The sequence below is a fragment of the Promicromonospora aerolata genome, assembly GCF_042682255.1.
Classification (GTDB): domain Bacteria; phylum Actinomycetota; class Actinomycetes; order Actinomycetales; family Cellulomonadaceae; genus Promicromonospora; species Promicromonospora aerolata.
On sequence record NZ_JBHUHF010000001.1, the window covers coordinates 4,232,786 to 4,254,570 of the forward strand.

The window sequence follows — 21,785 nt, forward strand, 5'->3', positions numbered from 1 at the left end:
GACGATTCGCCCGGTCACGGCCATGATGCCTCTCCCGACGCCATGACCAGCATCTCCCGGATCTCGCTCCCCGGCGGCTGCGTCAACGCGGTCACCACGGCGGCGGCCGTCGCGGCGGGGTCGTTGAGGTCAGCATCCGGACCCGGCTTGTACTGCTCGGTGCGGCCGTCGAAGAACGGCGTCCGCATGCCCCCCGGGATCAGGCAGGTCACGCCCACCCGGCCCGCGTACTCGGCCGCGAGCGCCTGTGTGAACCCGCGGATTCCCCACTTCGACGCGCAGTACGCCGTCGCGTCGCCCGCCCCGCGCAACGCGAGCGTGGAGGCGACGGTGACCACCGTGCCGTGGCGTTCCTCCAGGTACGGCAGGGCGGCCCGAACCATCGACACCGTCCCGAACAGGTTGACGCGGACCACGCGTTCCCAGTGCTCCGGGTCGATGTCGAGCAGTGGGCCGCACGCGTCGATCCCGGCGGCGGTCACCACCGCGTCGGGCGGGCCCACCTGCTCCACGAGGGAGCTGACGGCGGCCTGCGCGGCGTTCGGGTCGCCGAGGTCGGCGCCGGCGAAGGGCACGTCGGCGGTCGGTTCGGCCAGGTCGACGACGGCGGGCGTGCCCCCGACGGCGGCCAGCACGTCGACGAGCGCCGCGCCGAGCCCCGATGCCCCGCCGGTGACGAACACCGTGCCGACGGATCTCGGGGCGAGCGGGGAGCTCGCGGGAGCAGGGACGGCGGACGGCGTGCCGGCAGTGGTGGTGGTTGCGGTCATGATGACCTCCTCATGGTCGGTGGGATGGCGGCGGGTACGGGTTCGGACTCCCGGACCTGGCTGAAGAGCCCGGTGGTCGAGCGGCCCGGGAGATATGGCAGGGTCACGACGCGCCCGCCGTAGGAACGGACCACCGCCGCCTCCGGCAGCTCCGACCACGTGTAGTCGCCGCCCTTGGCCCAGACGTCCGGTCGCAGGGCGGCCACGGCGTTCGACGGCTCGTCGTCGTCCAGCACGACCGCCGCGTCCACGCAGCCGAGGCCCTCCAGGACCCGGAGCCGGTCGGCCAGCGGCACCACCGGCCGTTCGGGGCCCTTGAGGCGTCGCACGGACCGGTCGGAGTTGACCAGCACCACCAGGTGCTCGCCCAGCTGCCGTGCGGCGTCGAGCATGGTGACGTGGCCGGCGTGCAGCAGGTCGAAGCAGCCGCTCGTCGCGACGACCACCCCGCCCTCCGCGCGCAGCCGAGCGCCGAGCTCTTCCAGGGAGGCGGAACGGCTCCGCGCCGTGGGCCGTTCCGGGGCCTCGCGCGACCGGCGGAATCCGTCGGCGCCCCCCGAGGCGACCCAGGCGCTCGCCGCGACCACGCCCTCGCGGACGGCGGTGGCCGCCCCGTCGCCGCGCGCCAGCCGGTCCACCACCGTCGCGGCGAACCGGTCACCGGCGCCGCAGGGGTCCGGACCGTCCGCGGCCCGGGCGGGCAGGTGCCGAACGGCTCCGGAGCCGTCGGCGGCGTGCGCCGCGTCGGCCTGCCGGGAGGCGACGAACGCGCCCTGGTCCCCGGCGGTGACGCTGACGGCCTGGACGGCCCAGGCCCGGCGCAGCACGTCCGCCACCGCGGGCAGCTCGGTGTCCGTGTCGGCGGGCTGGAGGGCGAGCTGCCGCGCCGCCCGCTGGGCCTCCGCCACGTTCGGCGTCACGAGCGCCGCACCCGGGACGGGTACGCCGCCTCGTGGGTGCGGGTCCCAGACGAGCGGCACCTGTTCGGCCCGTTCGGCCAGCAGCTCCCGCAGGAGCGGGTCATGGGTCACCCCGCCGCCGTAGTCGGCGACCAGCACGGCGTCGCAGCCGGCGATGGCGTCGTGCACCCGCTCCGCCGTGCGCTGGTCCACCCCGAGCGGGGTGCCCGGGCCGCCGTCGTCCAGGCGGACGAGGCCCTGACCAGAGCTCCGTACGCGGGTCTTGCGGCGCGTCGGGCCGTCGTGGCCGAGCGGGACGAGCGTCACGTCCGTGAGCTGACGCCGTAGCTCCTGGCCGGCCGTGTCGTCGGCAAGGGGTGCGACGAGCACGACGTCGGCCCGCTGGGCGCACAGCAGCGCGGCCAGTCCTGCGCCGCCGGGGCTCTGCCGTACCTCCGACACGTCGACGACGGGCACCGGGGCGTCGGGCGCAAGCCGCGTGACCGAGCCGTCGATGTCCCGGTCGAGCAGGACGTCGCCCACGACGGCGATGCGGGGCCGGACGCCGCTCTCGCCGGACGCGGATCCGGTCAGCTTGCGCGAGAGGTCGCCGACGGCGGTGCCGTTCCCGGTCATGTGCGTGCTCCTGCCTTCGGGGACCTGGCGCGCCCCACGCGGGCCCGTGCGGCGACCCGCGCATCGAGCACCGCGCACAGCGCGTGCGCGACGACGAGGTGGACCTCCTGCACGGCCGACGTCGACGCCGACGGGACGCTGAGCGCGTCGTCGCACAGCGCCGCGAGCGGGTTGGGTGCCTGGCCCGTCAATGCCCAGGTCGTCAGGCCGAGCTCATGGGCCCGCCGGGCCGCCACCAGCACGTTGGCGCTCGACCCGGAGGTCGACAGGCACAGCAGGACGTCCCCTGGCCGCCCGTGCGCCGCGACCTGCCGGGCGAACATCTCGTCCTGTCCGTAGTCGTTGACGATCGCGCTGAGGCTGGAGGTCTCCGCGTGCAGGGCGATGGCGGCGAGCGGCACCCGCTCGCCCTCGAACCGGCCGACCAGCTCGGCGGTCAGGTGCTGGGCCTCGGCGGCGCTGCCGCCGTTGCCCGCGACCAGGAGCCGATGACCGGCGAGCAGCCGGTCGGCGAGGTCCTGTCCCCAGGCCTCGATGCGGCCGAGGCTGGCGGTCACGTGGTCGAGGCCGATCGTCAGGTCGGCGCGGTGCTGGCGCAGCCAGCTCCGGCCGCTGGAGGTTTCTGGCCGGAGGGCTGTCGGGCGGACGGGTTCGGAACTCATCGGGTACCTCCTGCGGGGACCAGCGGAGCGTCCGTCGCACGCCACTGCGGCAGAGGCCGGCGAGCGGACGAGGAACTGACGACCTCGGCGTAGGCCTCGGCCGTCTGCCGGGCCACGGCGGCCCAGCCGTACTGGCGCTCGGCGCGCACCCGGGCGGCGGCGCCGAGGCGGAGCCGGAAGCGACGGTCCGACAGCCGCACGAGCGCGTCGGCGACCGCGGCGGGATCCCGCGGCGGGACCAGGAGTCCCGTGCGGTCGTGCACCACGGTGTCGAGCATGCCGCCGACCGCCGACGCGACCACCGGCAGGCCGCACGCGGCGGCCTCCAACGGCACGATCCCGAACGGCTCGTACCAGGGGGTGCAGGCCACGACGTCGGCGCCACGGAGCAGCGCCGGTACCTCGTCGTGCGACACCGCGCCGAGGAACCGCACCCGGTCGGCGACGCCCAGGCGATCGGCCAGGGCACGCAGGCGGCGTACCTCGGGATCGCGTTCGAGCTCGTCGAGGGGCGGCCCGCCGGCCACCAGCAGCTCCACCGGGGGGTCGTGCTCGCCGAGCCGGGCGAGCGCCTCGACGACGGTTGCCACGTCCTTGCGCTCCACGAGCCGGCCCAGGGACAGCACCCGCAGGGGCGCAGCGTCGTCCGCGGTGCCCGCGCGGGTGGTGCTCGGCGTGAACACGCCGAGGTCGACGCCGCACGGCACCACGCGGACACGGTCCTCCGCGGCACCCATCCGGCGCAGTTCCCGGACCTCGTCGTGACAGGTCGCGACCACCAGGTCCACGTCCGCGCACAGGGTCCGCTCGAGGGGGATCCGTGCGGTCGGGCTGGTGTCGGCGACGCCCTGGTACCGGCGCTTGACGGAGCCCAGCGCGTGGAAGGTCTGGACCACCGGGACCACCGGGACCGTCGGTCCCGGCCGGTCCGACCGGCGGGTGGCCCGCAGCGCCGCCAGGCCCGACATCCAGAAGTGGGCGTGCAGCACGTCGGGTCGGACGTCCGGGTCGCTGAAGCGCGCCGCGAGGTCGTCGCCGAACTCCGGCATCCAGCGCAGGAGCTCGTCCTTGGGCAGGCGTTCGGGCGGTCCCGCGGCGACGTGCACCACGTCGACCCCGTCGGTGAGGGGCACCCGTTCAGGGAGCGCCGGGTCGTCCCGCCGCGTGTAGACGTCGACCGTGTGGCCGTCCGCCGCCAGGCGCTGGGCCAGCGCCGCGACGTGGACGTTCTGCCCACCGGCGTCAGCCTCCCCGAGGGTGGCGAGCGGGCTGGCGTGCTCAGAGATCATGCCGATCTTCACGGGACACCTCCTGTGTCAGCAGCGTGGTCCAGCTGTTGAGGAACACGTCGAGGGAGTAGTGGGTGAGGACGTGCTCCCGTGCGGCCTTGCCGTACGCGGCGGCCTCCGACGGGTCGGCGAGCCAGCGGCGGGCGACGACGGCGAGCTCGTCGGGGTCGGCGCTGAGCACCCCGGCCTCCGGGGGCACTGCGGCGTAGGCGGCCGTGACAGGCAGGGCGAGGACCGGCAGGCCCAGCGCCATCGCCTCCAGCAGGGCGAGCCCGAGGCTCGTCCACCGGTACGGGTGCAGGTAGGCGCGGGCTCCCGCGAGGCGGGAGTGCAGCTCCGACTGCGGCAGGTCGTACAGGTGCCCGGTGGCCTCCGCCGCGGTCGGGCCGAGGGGCGAGAGGTGCTCCGCCAGCAGCTCCGTGCCCATCCCGTACACCTCGGTAGGGACCTCCCGGGCCACGTGCAGCAGCACGTCCGTGCCGGCAGCCCGCCAGCGGCGCACCGGATCGTTCACGACGGCGGCGACCTGTTCCCGCTCACCGGTGTACCGGTGGCCGGGGTCGGGGATGCCGTGCTCGATCACGGCGGTACGGGCCGGACCGGTGTCCCACATGAGGGCGTTGAACCGCGTGACGTGGACGATCGGAACCTGCCCGCCGGCGACCGGGCCGGCGTCGGCCAGGGGGTGCCGCGTGGCGGCGGCCGGCCCGCCGGGCGCGTCGTGCTCCAGGTACACGGCAGGTACGTCGCGGCCGGGGCGGCGGCCGGTCCACTCGTGCAGCAGCCCGGCCTCGTGCGGTCGCTGGAGCAGCACCGCGTCGACGCCCTCCGTGTCGAGCACGCGGCGCAGCTCGGCCGGGCTCACCTCGCGTACCGAGGCCGGCCAGTCCCAGGTCCGGGCGCGCCCGCGGCCGTCGGCGGGCCGCCCGGGCAGCACCGGCACCAGGTACTCGTGCTCGCCCTGGACGAAGGCGGTGGTCCACGACCCGTGCACGTGCCACAGCAGGATCCTCATGAGGTCCACCCTTCGACGTGGGGCCGCCCGGCCGTGGCCGGCGCCGGGGGTGCCCGGTGCGCGAGCCGCGCGACGGCGTCGGACACCTGGTCGGGCGTGACCGACGAGAGGCACGGGTGGCCCGGTACGGGACACGTGCGTGCCCGCGTGCCGCGACAGGCCGCGCCCTGATCGCCCAGCACGAGCCGGGGCACCCCGTAGGGCGCCCACCGGTCGGCGGGGACGACGGGCGCGAAGAGGCTGACGACGGGAGTACCGACGGCGGCCGCCAGATGGGCGGGACCCGTGTTGCCGACCACCACGCAGGCCGCCGACTCCAGGACGGCGGCGAGCTCGGCCAGGTCGGTGCGTCCGCCCAGGTCGGTGGCGTGACCGCCGGCCACGTACGCGGTGAGGTCCCGTTCCGCGGCCGATCCGGTGACGAGCACGTCCCAGCCGTCGCGGGCGAGGCGCGCGGCCATGGCCCGGGCGTCCTCCGGCAGCGGGGCCCGGGAGGGCACCGACGCGCCGGGGTGCACGACGACGGAGCGCCGGCCCCGGGCACCGCCGACCCCCAGCGTGTGCTCGGCGGCCGGCGGCACGGCGGGCAGCGGCCGCCGCACGGCGAGCAGCCCGTCGTCACCCGCGGGCAGCTGGGCGCCCGCCTGGTCGGCGAGGTCCAGGCCGGCCTCCACCTCGTGCAGGCCCGGAGGGCGGCGATGGCGCACGTCGAGCAGCGAGCCGGGGTAGTCCTCGCTCACCCCGACGATGCGCCGGATGCCGGCCAGGCGGGCCAGCAGCGCCATCGGGAGCGGCGACTGGTGGAACGACGTGAACACGACGGCGAGCTGGTAGCGGCGCGCGATCAGCCCGGCCACGAGATCGAGCACGGCCTCGGCGGAGACCCGGGGCGGCTCCGCCCCGGACCAGGGAGCGTCGAACCGGAGGGTCTCGGTCACGCCGGGCAACAGCTCTGCCGCCTGCAGGCCGGAACCCGAGACCAGGAGGTCCACCTGGTCGTACGTCGCGGCCAGCGCGCGGATGGCGGGGCCGGTCAGCAGCACGTCGCCGTCGCTGTCGAGCCGGACCGCGAGCACGCGGACACGGTGCTGTGTGGGGGTCATAGCAGTGTCACCACCTCGTCGAGAGTGGCGGCCACCACGGGAGCTGCGGACAGCTCCTCGCGTCTGGTCACCTCAGTCGGCACCAGGACGCTGCGCGCACCGGACGCCACGGCGGCGCCCACGTCCGAGCCGATATCGCCGACGACCGCGCACTCGGCCGGGAGCAGCCCCAGCTCGGCGGCCGCCCGGAGCACGAGACCCGGCTCCGGCTTGCGGCACGTGCACTCGTCCTCCGGCCGGTGGGGGCAGCGCTGCCAGGTGTCGAACGGGCCCAGCAGCCGGCGGACCCGGGCGTCCACGGCGTCCACCTGGGCGCTCGTCAGCAGGCCCCGGCCGATGGCGGACTGGTTGGAGACCACACCGACCCACAGGCCGTCGTCCCGCAGACCGTCCAGCACCCGGCGGGCGCCCGGCATCGGCTCGACCGCGTCCGGGTCACCGTTGTAGGGCACGTCGTGCACGAGTGTGCCGTCCCGGTCGAAGAGGACGGCACGGATCGGCGGCGGCCAGGCCGGCACCTCGCCGCCGAGCACCCGCCGCCACCGCCAGGTGCCGAGCACCCGCCGGCCGACGGCGGCGAACGGGATGAGCGCGCTCGTCAGGACCATCCGACGCAGCTCGGGGCCGTAGCCGTCGTCGCCGCGCCGGGGACCAGGCGCCAGACGCTGCGTGGCGAATGCCGCGGTGAGGCCCGCCCAGGCCGAGCCGGCGAGGACGGCGCTCGCGCGCGCCGCACGCCGGCCGGGGGAGGCCGGGCCGACGGCGGCGAGGCAGCTCCCGACCGCGGTCAGCCCCGCCGCGACGGTCGCGACGTGCCACGGCAGCCGGCCGCGGCCCGCTCGGGTCCGCGTGCGCCAGTCGCGGCCGTGGAGCGTGCGCAGCAGCGCGTCGTCCGCATTGCCCGCCTGGGCGCGCACGCTCGCCAGGTCGTCGGCGGGGCGTACGGGATGTTCGACGAACCGGACACCGTGCTCGAGGTCCCAGCCCGCGGTGCGCACGCGGAGAGCCAGGTCGGCGTCCTCGCGGTACGCCCGCCGGAAGCGCTCGTCGAATCCGTGGACCGTCCGTAGCGCTGACCGGCGGTAGACCATGTCGGCGGTCGCCCACGCCGCGGTCTCCAGGCCGGCGGTGTTGCGCTCGAGGTCGGTCGGCGGCCGGTGGCTCGGCAACGGCACGACGATCCTGCCCTGCACACCCGCCACGTCGGGGCCGGCCGTCGCCAGGTCCTGCTCCAGCGCCGCGGCCCAGCGCTCGGGCACCACCACGTCGTCGTCCAGGAAGGCCACCCACTCGGTCCGTACGCTGCGCCAGCCCACGTTGCGGGCGGCAGCAGGACCCCGCCCGCCGGTCCGGAGCACACGCACGCCCGGGACCGGGTCGCGGCCGAGGTCGAGGTCCTGGTTCCGCCCGCCGTCCGCATCCGGGAAGGGGCGGTCGTCGACCACGACCACGTCGAGCGGCTGCGGGCCACCGGCGCAGGCGGTGCGCAGCGAGCCGAGCAGGGCAGCCAGCTGGGGACGGCCCACGGTCGGGACGACGATCGAGTACGACGGGGTCACCCGACACCTCCGGACGGCTGCTCGGACGGGAACAGGTCCGCTCGCCGGACCAGGTGGGGACCGAGCACCAGCAGGTCGACGGGCGCCGAGCCGAAGAGCTCGAGCGCGTCCCGGGGGCTGTCGACCATGGGGCGGCCCGCTGTGTTGAGGCTGGTGTTGACCACGACCGGCAAGCCGGTGCGGGCACGGAACGCCCGGAGCATCGCCTGGAGCCGTGGCTGGGTGCCGTCCACCGTCTGGATGCGCGCCGTGCCGTCGACGTGGACCGTCGCAGGGATCCGGTCCCGCCACTCCGGGGCCACCTCGTGGACGAACAGCATGTAGGGGCTGGGGATCGGGCCGCCCGAGAAGATGTCGGCGGCGTCCTCCAGCAGCACCATCGGCGCGACCGGCCGGAACTGCTCGCGCCCCTTGACCACGTTGAGGCGCTCGGTGTTGGACCGGGGACCCGGGTTGGCCAGGAGCGACCGCTGTCCCAGCGCCCGCGGTCCGAACTCGGCCCGGCCGTCGAACCAGGCCACCATCCCGTCGTCGGCCAGCACGGCCGCTACCTGGTCCGGCAGGTCGGCGGGAGTCGTGAACGGCACGCGCGCGGTGCGCAGGGCCTCGGCCAGCTCGTCGTCGGACCACCAGCGCCCGAGTGCCGCCGAGGGCATGGGCTCGGTCCGCACGCCCGCCTCCGCCGTGAGCTGGAGGGCCGCGCCGAGGGCGGTGCCCGAGTCGCCCGCGGCGGGCTGGACCCAGACGTGCTCGAACGGGGTCTCGCGCCACAGCCGCGAGTTGGCCACGCAGTTCAGCGCGGTACCGCCGGCCATGGCCAGCACGGTGTCCCGGGTCTGCTCGTGCAGCGACGTGGCGAGCTCGACCAGCAGCTCCTCCAGGCGCACCTGGACGGACGCCGCGAGGTCCGCCTGGTCGGGCGGCAGTCCGCCGGACCCGGTGGGTTCCTGCAGCGAGCCGGGCGTGGCCGGCCGGGTCCAGCGCGACCAGTCGGGGGCCTCGGCCGCGAACCCGCCGTCGGGCGTGGTCCGCAGCACCTCGCGCAGCTCCGGCAGGAACCGCGGGCTCCCGTACGACGCGAGCGCCATCACCTTGTACTCGTCGCTGGACCGCAGGAAGCCGAGGTGCTCGGTGAGGGACTCGTACACGAGGCCGAGGGAGTGCGGCAGCTCCTGGCTCGCCAGCACCTCCAGCCGCCCGTCGGTGTACCGGCCCGCGAGGTAGGACGAGCGCTCGCCGCGGCCGTCGAGCGACATGACGCTGCACGTGCGGTACGGGGAGGCGAGCGCCGCCGATGCGGCGTGGGCCACCTCGTGGGGCACGAACCGTACGGTGGCCGGGTCGAGCCCGGGGAGCGCGGTGGCGATGAACTGCGGTGCTCGTTCGGCGTACCGCTGCCGCAGCCAGTCCCACGGGTCGGGCAGCCCCATCTCGTCCGACGGCTTGGCGAGCGCCGGGTCGAAGGAGTACGCGACCGCGTCCAGGTCCGTGGGCGTCAGCCCACCGACGTCGAGGCACCACCGCATCGCCTGCTCCGGTAGCTCCCAGGCAGCGAACGGGACGGGGCGCTTACCGTGCTTGCGCCGGCTGAACCGTTCCTCCTCGGCCGCGGCGACGACGTGACCGTCCACGACGAGCGCGGCCGACGGATCATGAAAGAGAGCGTTCACGCCGAGAACTCGCACAGTGACCTCCACAGATGGGTCGTCACCGGGCTTCTTCCGGTTCTCCTACGTTCTCCGGCTGCACAAGCACTCGCATCTCGAACCGCTTCTCGGCGGAACCGCTGGCGTCTGCACGGCATACCTGCTGGTCAGCGCCGTGCGAGGTCCTCCGTTGCGGGGCCTTCCAGCAGGGTTCCGTCCGCGGCGAACCGGGACCCGTGCACCGGGCAGTCCCAGGACTCCTCCTGGTCGTTCCACCGCACCACGCCGCCGAGGTGGGGGCAGATCCGGGACACGTGCACCGTTCCCGGCCGCCCGCCCGTGGGACGGGTGGTGGCACAGGCCCAGCCGGCGGTCTGCTCGCCGAAGGTCGCCGCCGTGCGGGGGGTCGGCCGGGCCGGGCGCGCCCAGGGCTCGAGCGTCGGCCCCCACTCGACGGGGTCGTCGAGGAGGCGGCCGGCGAGCGCCAGCCCGGCCGCGGCGCCGCTGGTGAGTCCCCACTTGGCGTAGCCCGTCGCGACGAGCACCCGGTCGTTGCCCGGTATCGCGGGGCCGACGAGCGGGAGGCCGGTGTCGCTGCTGTAGTCCTGGGCCGCCCACGCGTGCCGGGGCGCGCCGACGGGCAGGTGCGCACGGGTCCACGCGTCGAGGGCGGCGAGCCGTCGGTCGGGGTGGTGCTCCCTGCCGACGGTGTAGCCCTCGCCGCCCACCATGAGCAGGCCGCCTGCCATGCGCAGCGAGCGGACGGGGGAGCCCGCCGTGATCGACATGGTCTCGGTGAAGCCGGGCGGCAGCGCTCCGGGATCCGCGACGTCCCAGGTGGTGAGCAGGCTGCGACCGGCCTCCAGCCGGAGGAAGAGGCCGCCCAGGCGGCCGGGCGGGGTGCCGGTGGCCAGCACCACGCGGTCGGCGAGCACCGTGCCACGGGTCGTGCGGAGCGCGACGCCGGAGCTGAGCCGGCGTACCTGCCGCACCCGCACGCCGTCGTGGATCGGAACGCCGCGGGACCGCAGACGGGCGCGCAGCGCCGAGAGCATGCGCAGCGGGTCCACCTGGCCCTGCCCGGGCAGGCGTACGGCGCCGAAGGTCCGTGCGGGATAGGGCGGGTCCTCCTCCCACTGCGCCGCGAGGCTCTGGCGTGCGCAGGTGGCGAGCACGGCGTCGATGTCGGCCACCTCCTCGGGGGCGGTCGCCACCGTGAGGTCGTCGCGGTTGTCGACGGGTACGCCGAGGTCGCCGAGGACGCGGCGGAGCCACCCGAGGCCGGCGAACCCGGCCGCCAGGAAGTCCCGGACGACGTCGTCCCCGTACCGGGCGACCTGCGCGAGCCGCGTGCCCTGCAGCACCGACAGCTTGCCGGTCGAGCGAGCCGTGGTGGTGGTGCGCGCGGTGCCGGCGTCGAGCACCACGACGTTCGCCCCGCCGTCGGCCAGCAGCTGTGCCGTGACGACGCCGGTGAGCCCGGCGCCGACCACCGCGACGTCGGTGCGCAGCGGGCCCGCGGCCAGGAGGCTCGCCGTGCTCGTGCTCGGGCCCGTGGCGTCCGGCTCCGTCGCCTGGTCGTGGGGAGTCTCGCTCACGGTGCACCTCCGGGTGCCGGTCGGTCGCTGCGGGCGACTTCAGGCTGGCACGAGGGGCGGGCACTCGCAGCGTGCCGGCGCCGCGACTGCTCCCTCCGGCTGTCGAAGGAGGAGAACCGCTCTACAATCGATGCCGCGGAGTCATGAAGCGGCTCTCAGTCCACACCGGATCTGGGAGGTTGAGATGTCCTCTTTCAAGCAGCCCGCGCTCAGTGTGGTGGACGGCTCCGGAGGCGATGCGCCAGCACCGTCCCCGAGCTTCTCGGCGGGGGATCTGGCACATGCTCTGGGCCTCGGCACCAATCTGCTGGTCGGCCGCTTCCGCGTCGACCTGATGTCGGGCAGCTGGTGGTGGTCCGACGAGATCTACACCATGCACGGTTGGAAGCGGCACGAGGTGGAGCCCTGTCTCGAGGCGCTCCGCTCGCGCAAGCATCCGGACGACCGGAGCCGGATCGTCCGGGCCGCCGCCGAGGCGATGCGGGAGGGTCGGCCGTTCGCCTGCTCCCACCGCATCGTGGACCGCAAGGGTCGTACGCGGTCGGTGGTCGTGATCGGTCAGGGCCTGCGTGGTGGCCCGGACCAGGCACCGGAGCTGGTCGGTTACGTCGTGGACGCCACACCGGTCCAGAAGGAGGCGCTGACCCGCCGGTCGGAGGGCGTGGTGACCCGGGCGTTCGTGAGCCAGGCCGTGATCGAGCAGGCCAAGGGGGTCGTCATGGCGGTGCGCGGGGTCGACGACGAGACTGCCGGTCACCTGCTGCTCGAAGCCGCGAACCGCGTGAGCATCCCGTTGCGCCTCGCGGCGGACCAGGTCATGACCAGGCTGCACGCCGAGTCCGAGGAACCCGGCATCACGCAGGCAGCGCTGACGCGTGCGCTCGACGGTGTCGAGCCCGTGGGCCGACCGCGCGGGCACGACCCGTTGCTCACCCGGCGGCCACGCAAGGTGGCCGGCTGAACCGGATCCGGGCCTGGGCCGGCCGGCTAGTGCGCTGAGCGGCGGGCGGCGATCCGCAGGGCGGCCTTCGACGCGCCCTTCGCCGCCAGCCGCTTGGCGAACACCGCCGTGCCGGCGGCGACCGCCGCGAACACGGTGGCCTGCACCAGGTCCAGTTCCGGGTCGTCCGGCTTGTTGGGTGCGTCGTTGCCGGTCACGCCCTTCCAGATCATGCTGACCGCCTTTTGCGCGACCCAGCCGGCCGCGAGCGTCAGGGCGAGAGTGCCGACCTTCTCGGCGAGTGTCTGTTCCGTCTCAATCTGGGCCACCTTCACACCGTAGCCCCCGATGGGCCAGTAGGCTGCCTGGAAACGACAGGGGAGCGCCTCCCGGCGCTGAGAGTGCGGAAAACCGCAGACCCTTGAACCTGATCCGGGTCACACCGGCGGAGGAAGTCGAGGCACGATGTTGCGTCTTTCCGGTGCCCACGCGGGCACCCACCATGCTGGACCGGTCGCCGGGCTGCTCGCCGTGGCGCTCCTGCTCGCCGGGTGCGGCAGCTCCGGGTCCGGCGGTTCCGAGACCGGTTCGGGCGACCCGTCCGCGTCCGGCACCGTGACCCTCGTGACCCACGACTCCTGGGCGCTCGACGAGAAGCTCGTCGACCGGTTCGAGCAGGAGTCCGGTCTGACCCTCGAGGTCAGCGCGGCGGGCGACGCCGGAACCCTGGTGAACCAGCTGGTGCTCACCCAGGACGCCCCGCTCGGCGACGCCGTGTTCGGCATCGACAACACCTTCGCCTCCCGTGCGCTGGAGGCCGACGTGGTCGAGGAGTACACACCCACGGGGCTGCCCGACGGCGCCGAGCAGCTCGGTGGGGCACTCACCCCGATCGACCAGGGCGACGTCTGCGTGAACGCGGACGAGGCCTGGTTCGAGAAGTCCGACCTCGAGGTGCCGAAGACCCTGGACGACCTCGCGGACCCGAAGTACCGCGACCTGCTCGTGGTGACCAACCCGGCCACGTCCTCCCCCGGGCTCGCGTTCCTGCTGGCGACGATCGGCGCGTTCGGCGAGGACGGGTTCGAGAGCTACTGGACGTCGCTCGTGGACAACGGCGTCAAGGTCGCCGACTCCTGGGAGGACGCGTACTACGTGGACTTCTCGGGTGCGGGGGAGGGCGGCGAGCGCCCGCTCGCGCTGTCGTACGCGACGTCCCCCGCGTTCACGGTGAGCGAGGACGGCTCGGAGTCGACCACCAGCGCTCTGCTGGAGACGTGCTTCCGGCAGGTGGAGTACGCCGGCGTGCTCACCGGGTCCGATAATCCCGAGGGTGCGCGCGAGCTGGTCGACTTCCTGCTGACCGAGGACGTCCAGTCCGCACTGCCCGAGTCGATGTACATGTACCCGGCCGACCCGTCGGTGCAGCTGCCTGCCGACTGGAAGAAGTTCGCGCCCCAGGCCGACGCGCCGTTCGAGGTGGAGCCCACCGAGGTGAGCGAGCACCGCGACGAGTGGATCGAGCGGTGGACCGAGACAGTGCTCGGTTGAGCCGGCGCGGCACCACGGGCTCCGCACCGCTCCTCTGGGCGGTGGCGGTCGCGGTCCCGCTCGGCTTCCTCGGGACCTTCTTCGCCTGGCCTGTCATCGCGCTCGTGGTCCGCGGCTTCCTGCCCGACGGCATGCTCGACCTCACCGGGTTCACCGAGGTGCTCCTCCGGCCGCGCACGTGGCAGCTCGTCCGCTTCACGCTGACCCAGGCGGTGCTCGGCACCGCCTTCTCCGTCCTGCTGGGTCTGCCGCTCGCCTACCTGCTGTACCGGCGGTCGTTCCCCGGACGCAGCCTGGTGCGGGGGCTCGTGACCGTACCGTTCGTGCTGCCCGCCGTCGTGGTCGGCGTCGCGTTCCGCACCCTGTTCGCACCCGGCGGCACCCTCGGGTTCCTCGGCCTCGAGGAGTCGCTGGCCGGGATCGTCGTCGCGCTCGTCTTCTTCAACGTGTCGGTGGTGGTACGCACCGTCGGCGGGCTCTGGGAGCGCCTCGACCCGCGGACCGAGCAGGCCGCCGCGTCCCTCGGTGCGGGGCCCGTGCGGGTGTTCCGGACCGTGACGCTGCCCTCGCTCGCACCGGCGATCGTGTCGGCGGCCTCGGTCGTGTTCCTGTTCTGCGCCACGGCGTTCGGCGTGGTCCTGGTGCTCGGCGGCGTGCGGTACGGGACCATCGAGACCGAGATCTGGATCCGCACCACCCAGTTCCTGGACCTGCGGTCCGCCTCGGTGCTGTCGATCATGCAGCTCGTCGTCATCTCGGGCGCTCTGGCCCTGTCCGCCCGGGCACGCCGGCGTCGCGAGGCGGCCCTGCGTCTCGTGTCCGCCCGCGGCTCGGCCCGGCGGCTGTCCTGGCGGTCCCCCCAGGACGTGACGATGGCGCTGGTGGGCGCCGCGATCGTCGTCGGGCTCCTGGTGCTGCCGCTCGCCGGACTGGTCGCCCGGTCCTTCCGGGAACCGGACGGATCCTGGGGTCCGGGAAACTACGTGGCCCTCGGGACGACGGGCGAACGGAACGCCCTGGTGGTGACCGTCTGGGAAGCCACGGCGACCTCGCTGCGGATCGCGCTGACCGCCACGCTGATCTCGCTGGTCGTCGGGGGGCTCGTGGCGCTCGTCGTCTCGCGCCGGCCGCGTTCCCCCGGCGCACGCCGCGCCGTCGGCACGCTCGACGGGCTGTTCATGCTGCCGCTCGGCGTGTCCGCGGTGACCGTCGGTTTCGGGTTCCTCATCACCATGGACCAACCCGTGCTCGGCGTGGACCTGCGGACCTCCGGGCTGCTCGTCCCCGTGGCGCAGGCCGTCGTCGCCGTACCGCTCGTCGTACGCACCGTGCTGCCCGTGCTCCGGGCGATCGATCCTCGGCTGCGTGAGGTCGCCGCGGTGCTCGGCTCCGGACCGGGTCGCGTGCTGCGGACGGTGGACCTGCCGATCGCCCTCCGCTCGGTCGGGCTGGCCACCGGGTTCGCGTTCGCGGTGTCGCTCGGGGAGTTCGGTGCGACGTCGTTCCTGGCGCGGCCCGACGGCGCCACGCTGCCCGTCGTGATCTACCGCCTCATCGGACGGCCCGGCGCGGAGAACTACGGGATGGCGCTCGCGGCATCGGTGGTGCTCGCCGTGCTGACCGCGACGGTGATGATGGTGGCGGAGCAGCTGCGCGACGAACGCGCCGGAGGGGAGTTCTGATGGCCGGGCTGGAGATCCGGGACGTCACCGTGCGGTACGGGGTCGTGACGGGCTCGGCCCGCGGCCCGGGCGGCGTCACCGCGGTGGATCGCGTGTCGCTGACCGTCGCACCCGGCGAGGTCGTCGCGCTGCTCGGCCCCAGCGGGTGCGGCAAGTCGTCGCTGCTGCGCGCGGTGGCGGGTCTGGAGCCGCTGTCGGGCGGCCGTGTCGTCTACGACGGCGAGGACCTGGCCGGGCTGCCGGTGCACAAGCGCCGGTTCGGGCTGATGTTCCAGGAGGGGCAGCTGTTCCCGCACCGCGACGTGCGGCGGAACGTCGCCTACGGGCTGGAGACCCAGGAGCTGTCCCGGGCGGAGCGCGACGCCCGGGTGGCCACGCTGCTCGACCTCGTGGGACTGGCCGGCTACGAGGGGCGGGCCGTGCCCACCTTGTCCGGCGGCGAGCAGCAGCGCGTGGCCCTGGCGCGGGCCCTGGCCCCGCAGCCCCGTCTCCTCCTGCTGGACGAGCCGCTGTCCGCCCTCGACCGCCAGCTCCGGGAGCGGCTCGCGGGCGAGGTACGTGCGGCGCTCGTCGAGACCGGGACGACGGCGGTGTTCGTCACGCACGACCACGCCGAGGCGGCCACCGTGGCCGACCGGGTGGGCGTGATGGACCGGGGCCGGCTGCTGCAGGTGGCCGCGCCGGACGAGCTGCGGACCGCCCCGGCGTCCGACCGGGTGGCAGAGTTCCTGGGGCTGCGGGACTGATCGGCCGCGCAGGGCCTCAGTCGGCGCCCGCCTGCTGGACCAGCAGCGCCACCTGGGTGCGGTTCTCCACGCCGAGCTTCACCAGCACGCTGGAGACGTGCGCCTTCACCGTCGGCACGCCGAGGTGGAGCCGCCGGGCGATGTCGGCGTTGGACGAGCCGTGCCCGATCTCCACGGCGACCTCTCGTTCGCGATCCGTCAGCCGGCCCAGCGCGGCCCGGGCCTCTCGCGCCCCGCCACCACCAGCGGCGACCGTGTCCATCAGGCGGCGCGCGATGTCGGGTGCGAGCACCGGCTCGCCGGCGGCGGCCGCGCGGACCGCTGCCGCTATGCGCGCCGGCGGCATGTCCTTGAGCAGGTAGCCGGCGGCACCGGCGCGCAGCGCACCCACCACCTCGGTGTCGGTGTCGAAGGTCGTGAGCACCACCACGGCCGGCGGGGACGAGCGCGCCCGGACCCGGCGCGTGGCCTCGATCCCGTCGACCCCGGGCATCCGCAGGTCCATGAGGACGACGTCGGCCGAGTGGGCGTCGAGCACCTGGGACACGTCGCTGCCGTCGCCGGCCTCGCCGACCACACGGATGCCGTCGGCGCCGTCGAGCATGAGGCGCAGCCCGGCGCGTACCAGCGCGTCGTCGTCGACGATCACGATCCGGGTCTCCATCAGCGCCACGGTATCCGCGCGTCCACGGTGAAGCCGGCAGGGGAGCGGGTCGCGTCGAGCGTGCCGCCCAGCAGCTCGACGCGTTCGCGCAGGCCGACCAGCCCGGTGCCGGGCTCGCCGTTCGCGGGCAGGGCGGGGCCGTCGTCGGCCACGGTCACCAGGATCTCGCCCGCGCGCGGGACCACGGCGACGCGGACGGCGGCTCCGGGCGCGTGGCGCCGCGCGTTGGTGAGTCCTTCCTGGACCACGCGGTAGGCGGCGGTGGCGACCGGGGGCGGTGGTCCGTCACCGCCGGTCTCGTCCGGCAGGTCGAGGACGACGGTGGTGCCCACCGACCGGGCGGCGTCGACCAGCCCGCGGATGTCCGCGAGGGTGGGTGGCGGCGCGAGCCGGTCCGAGCCGTCACGGAGCAGGCGCACCAGCCGGCGCAGGTCCTCCAGCGCCTCCGCGGCCCCGGTCCGGATCTGTCCGGCGGCCGCCGCGAGCCGCTCCGGCGGGGCGTCGGGCCGGAACTCGACGGCGCCCGCCGTGGCGGCCAGCAGGGACAGGCGGTGGCCGAGGGCGTCGTGCATCTCGGCCGCGATCCGGCTGCGCTCCGCGGCGCGAGCCTCGGTCAGCGCCCTGCCGCGGTCCGCCTCGGCGCGGCGGGCGCGTTCGCGCAGGTCGCGCAGCACCTGCGCCCGCGCCTGCCAGAACGCGCCCCAACCCAGCAGTGCCGCGTGCACCGCGATGTCGCAGAGCAGCCACCAGCCCAGCGGCAGGGCCGGGGGGCGCCACAGGGCCTGCACGGCATGGGCTGCGATGCCCGCGACCGTGACGAGGACCGCCGTGCGGAGCGGGTACCAGCGGGCGACCTGCAGGGTGCCCGCGGTCGCCGCCGGGGTGGCGACCGGCGAGACGGCGGCGAGCACCGCGAGGGCCAGCACCACCGCGACAGGGTGCCGGGACCAGAGGCCGGGGACGAGGGCGAGCGCCGCGACCGCCACGACCGGGTCCAGCACGGTGAGCCCGCCGGCGTCGAGCAGCCCGGGAACCGTCGGCCGCTGCGCCAGGACCGCCCACACGGTCACGGCGGTGAGGACGATCATGGCGGGCAGCGCCACCCGCAACGGCGAGCGTGGAGAGCGGACGAGGCCGCCGGGCCGGACGTCGCCGTCCGGGGGGCAGTCCTGCGAGTCACCAGCTGTCATGCCGGCGACCCTACGCACGGCGGCCGGGTGGCAGAACCGACCGAAGTAGGGGGGTCGTCCGCCCAAAGGTCCGGTGGGTTCGGTACTGCAGGCCGATGTCCGGCGGGCCGGCTCCCGGGAGCCTGTTCCCCAGGTGCGAGGGACGTGCCGCGAAGGAGGATTCCCATGACCGAGAACTCAGCAGCCCGACGCCGGTGGCCCGCCTGGGCCGTGCCCTTCGTCGCGGCGGCGGCCGCCGTGGCCGTGTGGCTCGTCGGCGCGGCGCTCGGCGTCGACGTCGAGGCCCGGACGGGAGCGAGCACGCAGTCGGTCACGGTGGTGGCCGTGCTGGTCGCGGCGCTCGTCGTCGGCCTGGCCGGCTGGGGCGTCCGCGTCATGATCGGCCGGCTGGCGCGCGGGGGTGGCGAGGTGGCCTGGCTCGTGCTGTGCGGTCTCGTCCTGCTCGGCTCCCTGGTGGGCGCGGCCTCCGGGACCACGCCGGAGGCCATCGCGATCCTGATGGCCGAGCACGTGGTGGTGGGCTTCGTCGTGGCGCTGGGCCTGCGTCAGGGTCCGGGTGGTGCGTCCAGGACCGCGTAGTGCTTGCGGCCCCGCTCGCCGAGAGCCCGGGCATCCGCCGGGGCCGCTACCGTGCGTCCATGGCTTTCCACGAGACACCCGCCCGGACCGCCGTCGACCCGCTGATCGAGGACCTGCGGACGCTGGTCGAGTGCGAGTCGCCGTCCTCCGACCCGGACGCGCTGGCCCGGTCCGCGGACCTGGTCGCCCGGCTCGGCACCGCGCACCTCGGCGCCGAGCCCGAGCGGCTCGGCATCCACCTGCGGTGGCGGCTCGGCGGACCCACCCGCGTGCTCGTGCTCGCGCACCACGACACCGTGTGGCCGCTCGGTACGCTCCGGACGCACCCGTTCGGCATCACCGACGGCGTGCTGCGCGGGCCCGGCAGCTTCGACATGAAGACCGGCCTCGCCATGGCGCTGCACGTGCTGGGCTCCCTCGACGACCGGACCGGGGTCACCCTGCTCGTCACCGGCGACGAGGAGCTCGGCTCGCCGTCGTCCCAGACGCTCATCGAGGACGAGGCGCGCGGGGCCGAAGCCGCGCTCGTGCTGGAGGCCTCGGCCGACGGCGGTGCGCTCAAGCTGGAGCGCAAGGGCACCTCGATCTACCGCGTGCTGGTGAAGGGCCGGGCCGCGCACGCGGGCCTGGAGCCGGAGAAGGGTGTGAACGCCTCGGTCGAGCTGGCGCACCAGGTGCTCGCGGTCGCCGCACTGGGCGACCCGGCGGTCGGGACCACCGTGACGCCGACGGACGCCGTCGCTGGCACCACCCGGAACACCGTCCCGGCCGAGGCATCGTTCGCCGTCGACGTCCGGGCACGGACGGTGGCCGAGCAGCAGCGGGTCGACGCGGCCCTGCGGGCTCTCGCCCCGGTGCTGCCCGACGCCGCCATCGAGATCGAGGGCGGGATCAACCGGCCGCCCCTGGAGGGTGCGCTGTCCGCCGACCTCTTCGCCCGCGCCTCCCGGATCGCCGCGGCGGCCGGGCTGCCCGCGCCGACCGGCGTGGCCGTGGGCGGCGCGTCCGACGGCAACTTCACCGCCGGCGTCGGCACGCCCACGCTGGACGGCCTGGGTGCCGTCGGCGGTGGTGCGCACGCCGACGACGAGCACGTCCTCGTGGACCGGATCGCCGACCGCGCGGCGCTGCTGCGCGCGCTGCTGGCAGACCTGGTCTCTCCCCGCTGACCCAACGAGGTGTCAGGGGCGGGCCGGGGGGCCGAAGCCCGTGGTGCCCCACGGGGTCGCCGGCGGGCGCGGCTGCCGGGCCACGAACGTGGCCCGCGCCTGCTGCATGAGCCACACGAGATACTGCCGCTGCTGCTCCAGGCCGTGCGGGTCGAGGTCCTTCTGCGCGCCGGCCCGCTGGTGCAGCAGGGCGAGCTCGGTAGCCGCCTGCTGGTAGTCCGTCATGGCGCGCTCGGCAGGCTTGCCGCCCGCCGAGCGGGCCCAGTTCCGGGCGGCCCGGCGGCCGGGCAGGGTCGACAGCATCCGCAGGTCGTCCGGGGTGACGATGCCGACCGGACCGTACAGCGGCAGGTAGTGCCCGATGAGCTGGACGATGCGGCGGCGGTCCCGCGCCAGGATCACGATGACCCCGATCAGTACCGCGAACCCCACGAGGTACGCACCGGCGAGGCCCACCAGACCGAACTTCGTGGAGCCGTTCCACAGGCTGTGGAGAACTATCGCGCCGAGCAGCCCGTACAGGGGCGCTCGGCGGCGGATGCGGCCCGGCCCGGCCAGGGCCGCCATCGCCACCCCGATGCCGGTCATCGCCGTGCACAGCGGGTGCAGCAGGGGCGAGACGATGGCCCGCAGCACGAACACGTACCCCAGCTGGTCCACCTCGACGGCGTCGATGAAGTACTGGATGTTCTCCGTCGCGGCGAAGCCGAGACCCACCATCGCGGCATAGATGACACCGTCGGTGGGCCCGTTCAGCTCCTGGCGACGCCACCAGAGCATGCCGAACAGGACCGCGCCCTTGAGCAGCTCCTCGACCACGGGCGCGCCGAACGTCGCGACGACGTACCAGCCCTCCTGCTCACCGGTGAGCTCGGTCTCCGTGAGCAGCGACAGGCCGAGCGTGTTCAGGATGCTCGCGAACAGCGCCGCGACGCCGGCACCCCACAGGAACGCGAAGACCAGGGCGCTCGGCGGCTCCGGCTCCAGCCGGTCCAGGGCCAGGACCAGCGGCAGCCAGACGGCGACCGGCAGGACGGCCAGCAGCAGCCCGACCACGAACGAGGCGCCGCCCGTCACGGCGTCGAACGTGAGGATGACGAGCAGGCAGACGGAGGCGAAGACGATCCCGAGGATCACTCCGACCGAAGCCCGCCCGGGCGCCCGCCCCTGGAGGATCGCACTGGGATCGATGGCCATGTCAGGGACCCTACCGACTCGGCCGCGGACGCGGCGGGCGACGGGCAGCCCCCGTGCACGGTTACGCTGGCGCCCGTGCCCCAACGTGTCGCTCTCGAGCTCGCTGTCCAGGATCCCGCCGGGGCGGTGATCGCCGCCGACGTCGGTGCCCGGCGCGTCGAGCTCTGCTCCGCGCTCGGCGCCACCGGCGGCATCACGCCGAGCGCCGCACTCGTCGAGGCGGTGGTCGAGGCCGCGGCCGTGGTCCCGTCGTCCGACGCCGCCCCGATCCTCGAGGTCCATGTGCTGGTGCGGCCCCGGCCCGGCGGGTTCGTCTACTCGCCCGCCGAGACCGACCTGATGCTCCGGGAGGTCACCCTGGCGGTCGACGCCGGAGTCGACGGCGTGGTGCTGGGCGCGCTGACGTCGTCCGGCACGGTCGACCAGGCGCGGATGCGCGACCTGGTCGCCGCGGCCGACGACGCCGAGGTGACGTTCCACCGGGCGCTCGACGTGATCGCCGACCCGCTGGCCGCTCTCGACACGCTCGCCGACCTCGGCGTCGCGCGCGTACTCACCTCCGGCGGCGCGGCCCGCGCGGGCGACGGCCTGGACCGGCTGGCGGCCCTGGTCGAGCGCAGCGCGGAGCTGGGTATCGAGATCATGGCGGGCGGCGGCGTGACGGCCGCGGACATCCCCGCTCTGCTGGGCACCGGGGTGGACGCCGTGCACCTCTCGGCGAAGCGTTCGGTGGTCGAGACCGGAGGCCCCGGCGGCGGCGACGCCGGCTACGAGGTGACGGACCCCGAGCTCGCGCGGGCCGCCGCGACCGCGCTCGGCCTGCCCGCCGCGACGTAGCGCCGACGGCACGGCGGGTGTGACACGCCTCGCACCTTGCCGGCCACCGGGTC

Annotated in this window: 20 protein-coding genes and 1 riboswitch; of the genes, 7 read left to right on the top strand and 13 right to left on the bottom strand. The window is 74.9% G+C overall.

Features of this window, described 5'->3' with window-relative positions:
* Nucleotides 1-14 precede the first annotated feature (14 nt).
* From ACFSL2_RS18840 to ACFSL2_RS18880, 9 genes are all read right to left on the bottom strand, one after another.
* Nucleotides 15-770 (bottom strand): SDR family oxidoreductase, encoded by a 756-nt coding sequence (locus ACFSL2_RS18840; protein WP_377199301.1) that lies wholly within the window; start codon nt 768-770, stop codon nt 15-17.
* Nucleotides 767-2,305 carry a PfkB family carbohydrate kinase gene (locus ACFSL2_RS18845; protein ID WP_377199302.1) on the bottom strand — a complete coding sequence of 513 codons (1,539 nt, stop codon included), beginning with the start codon at nt 2,303-2,305 and terminating at the stop codon, nt 767-769. The genes ACFSL2_RS18840 and ACFSL2_RS18845 overlap by 4 nt, the downstream gene beginning before the upstream one ends.
* Nucleotides 2,302-2,967: a D-sedoheptulose-7-phosphate isomerase gene (locus tag ACFSL2_RS18850; protein WP_377199303.1), complete on the bottom strand. Its 666-nt coding sequence runs from the start codon at nt 2,965-2,967 to the stop codon at nt 2,302-2,304. Before ACFSL2_RS18850 ends, ACFSL2_RS18845 begins: the two co-directional genes overlap by 4 nt.
* Entirely contained in the window at nt 2,964-4,256 is a 1,293-nt protein-coding gene (locus tag ACFSL2_RS18855) for a glycosyltransferase (RefSeq protein ID WP_377199304.1), read from the bottom strand. The genes ACFSL2_RS18850 and ACFSL2_RS18855 overlap by 4 nt, the downstream gene beginning before the upstream one ends.
* A complete protein-coding gene (locus tag ACFSL2_RS18860) occupies nt 4,246-5,271 on the bottom strand; it encodes a glycosyltransferase family 4 protein (RefSeq protein ID WP_377199305.1) in 1,026 nt (341 codons plus the stop codon). Before ACFSL2_RS18860 ends, ACFSL2_RS18855 begins: the two co-directional genes overlap by 11 nt.
* Nucleotides 5,268-6,374: a glycosyltransferase family 9 protein gene (locus ACFSL2_RS18865; protein ID WP_377199306.1), complete on the bottom strand. Its 1,107-nt coding sequence runs from the start codon at nt 6,372-6,374 to the stop codon at nt 5,268-5,270. Before ACFSL2_RS18865 ends, ACFSL2_RS18860 begins: the two co-directional genes overlap by 4 nt.
* Nucleotides 6,371-7,933: an HAD-IIIA family hydrolase gene (locus ACFSL2_RS18870; RefSeq protein ID WP_377199307.1), complete on the bottom strand. Its 1,563-nt coding sequence runs from the start codon at nt 7,931-7,933 to the stop codon at nt 6,371-6,373. Before ACFSL2_RS18870 ends, ACFSL2_RS18865 begins: the two co-directional genes overlap by 4 nt.
* Nucleotides 7,930-9,603 (bottom strand): carbamoyltransferase family protein, encoded by a 1,674-nt coding sequence (locus ACFSL2_RS18875; RefSeq protein ID WP_377199308.1) that lies wholly within the window; start codon nt 9,601-9,603, stop codon nt 7,930-7,932. Before ACFSL2_RS18875 ends, ACFSL2_RS18870 begins: the two co-directional genes overlap by 4 nt.
* A gap of 143 nt (nt 9,604-9,746) precedes the next feature.
* Nucleotides 9,747-11,177 (bottom strand): FAD-dependent oxidoreductase, encoded by a 1,431-nt coding sequence (locus tag ACFSL2_RS18880; RefSeq protein ID WP_377199309.1) that lies wholly within the window; start codon nt 11,175-11,177, stop codon nt 9,747-9,749.
* Nucleotides 11,178-11,361: 184 nt separating this feature from the next.
* Between ACFSL2_RS18880 and ACFSL2_RS18885 the strand changes: the two genes are divergently transcribed.
* Nucleotides 11,362-12,138, top strand: coding sequence for a PAS and ANTAR domain-containing protein (locus ACFSL2_RS18885; RefSeq protein WP_377199310.1), 777 nt, complete (start codon nt 11,362-11,364; stop codon nt 12,136-12,138).
* A 26-nt stretch (nt 12,139-12,164) separates the two neighbouring features.
* On the opposite strand, the gene ACFSL2_RS18890 is transcribed toward ACFSL2_RS18885, so the two are convergent.
* Nucleotides 12,165-12,446: a DUF4235 domain-containing protein gene (locus ACFSL2_RS18890; RefSeq protein WP_377199311.1), complete on the bottom strand. Its 282-nt coding sequence runs from the start codon at nt 12,444-12,446 to the stop codon at nt 12,165-12,167.
* Between the two features lie 37 nt (nt 12,447-12,483).
* Nucleotides 12,484-12,588: riboswitch (TPP riboswitch) on the top strand.
* On the opposite strand from ACFSL2_RS18890, the gene ACFSL2_RS18895 reads away from it, so the two are divergent.
* The 3 genes from ACFSL2_RS18895 to ACFSL2_RS18905 all read left to right on the top strand — a co-directional run bounded on the left by ACFSL2_RS18895 (nt 12,583) and on the right by ACFSL2_RS18905 (nt 16,096).
* Nucleotides 12,583-13,668, top strand: coding sequence for a thiamine ABC transporter substrate-binding protein (locus ACFSL2_RS18895; protein ID WP_377199312.1), 1,086 nt, complete (start codon nt 12,583-12,585; stop codon nt 13,666-13,668). (Overlaps the previous riboswitch by 6 nt.)
* Nucleotides 13,644-15,350, top strand: coding sequence for an ABC transporter permease (locus ACFSL2_RS18900; protein ID WP_377199313.1), 1,707 nt, complete (start codon nt 13,644-13,646; stop codon nt 15,348-15,350). The genes ACFSL2_RS18895 and ACFSL2_RS18900 overlap by 25 nt, the downstream gene beginning before the upstream one ends.
* A complete protein-coding gene (locus tag ACFSL2_RS18905; protein ID WP_377199314.1) occupies nt 15,350-16,096 on the top strand; it encodes an ABC transporter ATP-binding protein in 747 nt (248 codons plus the stop codon). The genes ACFSL2_RS18900 and ACFSL2_RS18905 overlap by 1 nt, the downstream gene beginning before the upstream one ends.
* Nucleotides 16,097-16,112: 16 nt before the next feature.
* Here ACFSL2_RS18905 and ACFSL2_RS18910 read toward each other — a convergent pair whose 3' ends face one another.
* Nucleotides 16,113-16,760, bottom strand: a complete 648-nt coding sequence (locus ACFSL2_RS18910; RefSeq protein ID WP_377199315.1) for a response regulator transcription factor — start codon at nt 16,758-16,760, stop codon at nt 16,113-16,115.
* Entirely contained in the window at nt 16,760-17,950 is a 1,191-nt protein-coding gene (locus ACFSL2_RS18915) for a sensor histidine kinase (RefSeq protein ID WP_377199316.1), read from the bottom strand. Before ACFSL2_RS18915 ends, ACFSL2_RS18910 begins: the two co-directional genes overlap by 1 nt.
* A 165-nt stretch (nt 17,951-18,115) precedes the next feature.
* On the opposite strand from ACFSL2_RS18915, the gene ACFSL2_RS18920 reads away from it, so the two are divergent.
* Both ACFSL2_RS18920 and ACFSL2_RS18925 read left to right on the top strand, forming a co-directional pair.
* Nucleotides 18,116-18,529, top strand: a complete 414-nt coding sequence (locus ACFSL2_RS18920) for a DUF6069 family protein (protein WP_377199317.1) — start codon at nt 18,116-18,118, stop codon at nt 18,527-18,529.
* 59 nt (nt 18,530-18,588) lie between these two features.
* Complete coding sequence (locus ACFSL2_RS18925; RefSeq protein WP_377199318.1) at nt 18,589-19,698, top strand: M20 family metallopeptidase; 1,110 nt, start codon at nt 18,589-18,591, stop codon at nt 19,696-19,698.
* 12 nt (nt 19,699-19,710) lie between these two features.
* On the opposite strand, the gene ACFSL2_RS18930 is transcribed toward ACFSL2_RS18925, so the two are convergent.
* Nucleotides 19,711-20,895, bottom strand: a complete 1,185-nt coding sequence (locus ACFSL2_RS18930; RefSeq protein WP_377199319.1) for a PrsW family intramembrane metalloprotease — start codon at nt 20,893-20,895, stop codon at nt 19,711-19,713.
* Nucleotides 20,896-20,970: 75 nt separating this feature from the next.
* On the opposite strand from ACFSL2_RS18930, the gene ACFSL2_RS18935 reads away from it, so the two are divergent.
* Entirely contained in the window at nt 20,971-21,732 is a 762-nt protein-coding gene (locus tag ACFSL2_RS18935; RefSeq protein WP_377199320.1) for a copper homeostasis protein CutC, read from the top strand.
* Nucleotides 21,733-21,785 lie beyond the last annotated feature (53 nt).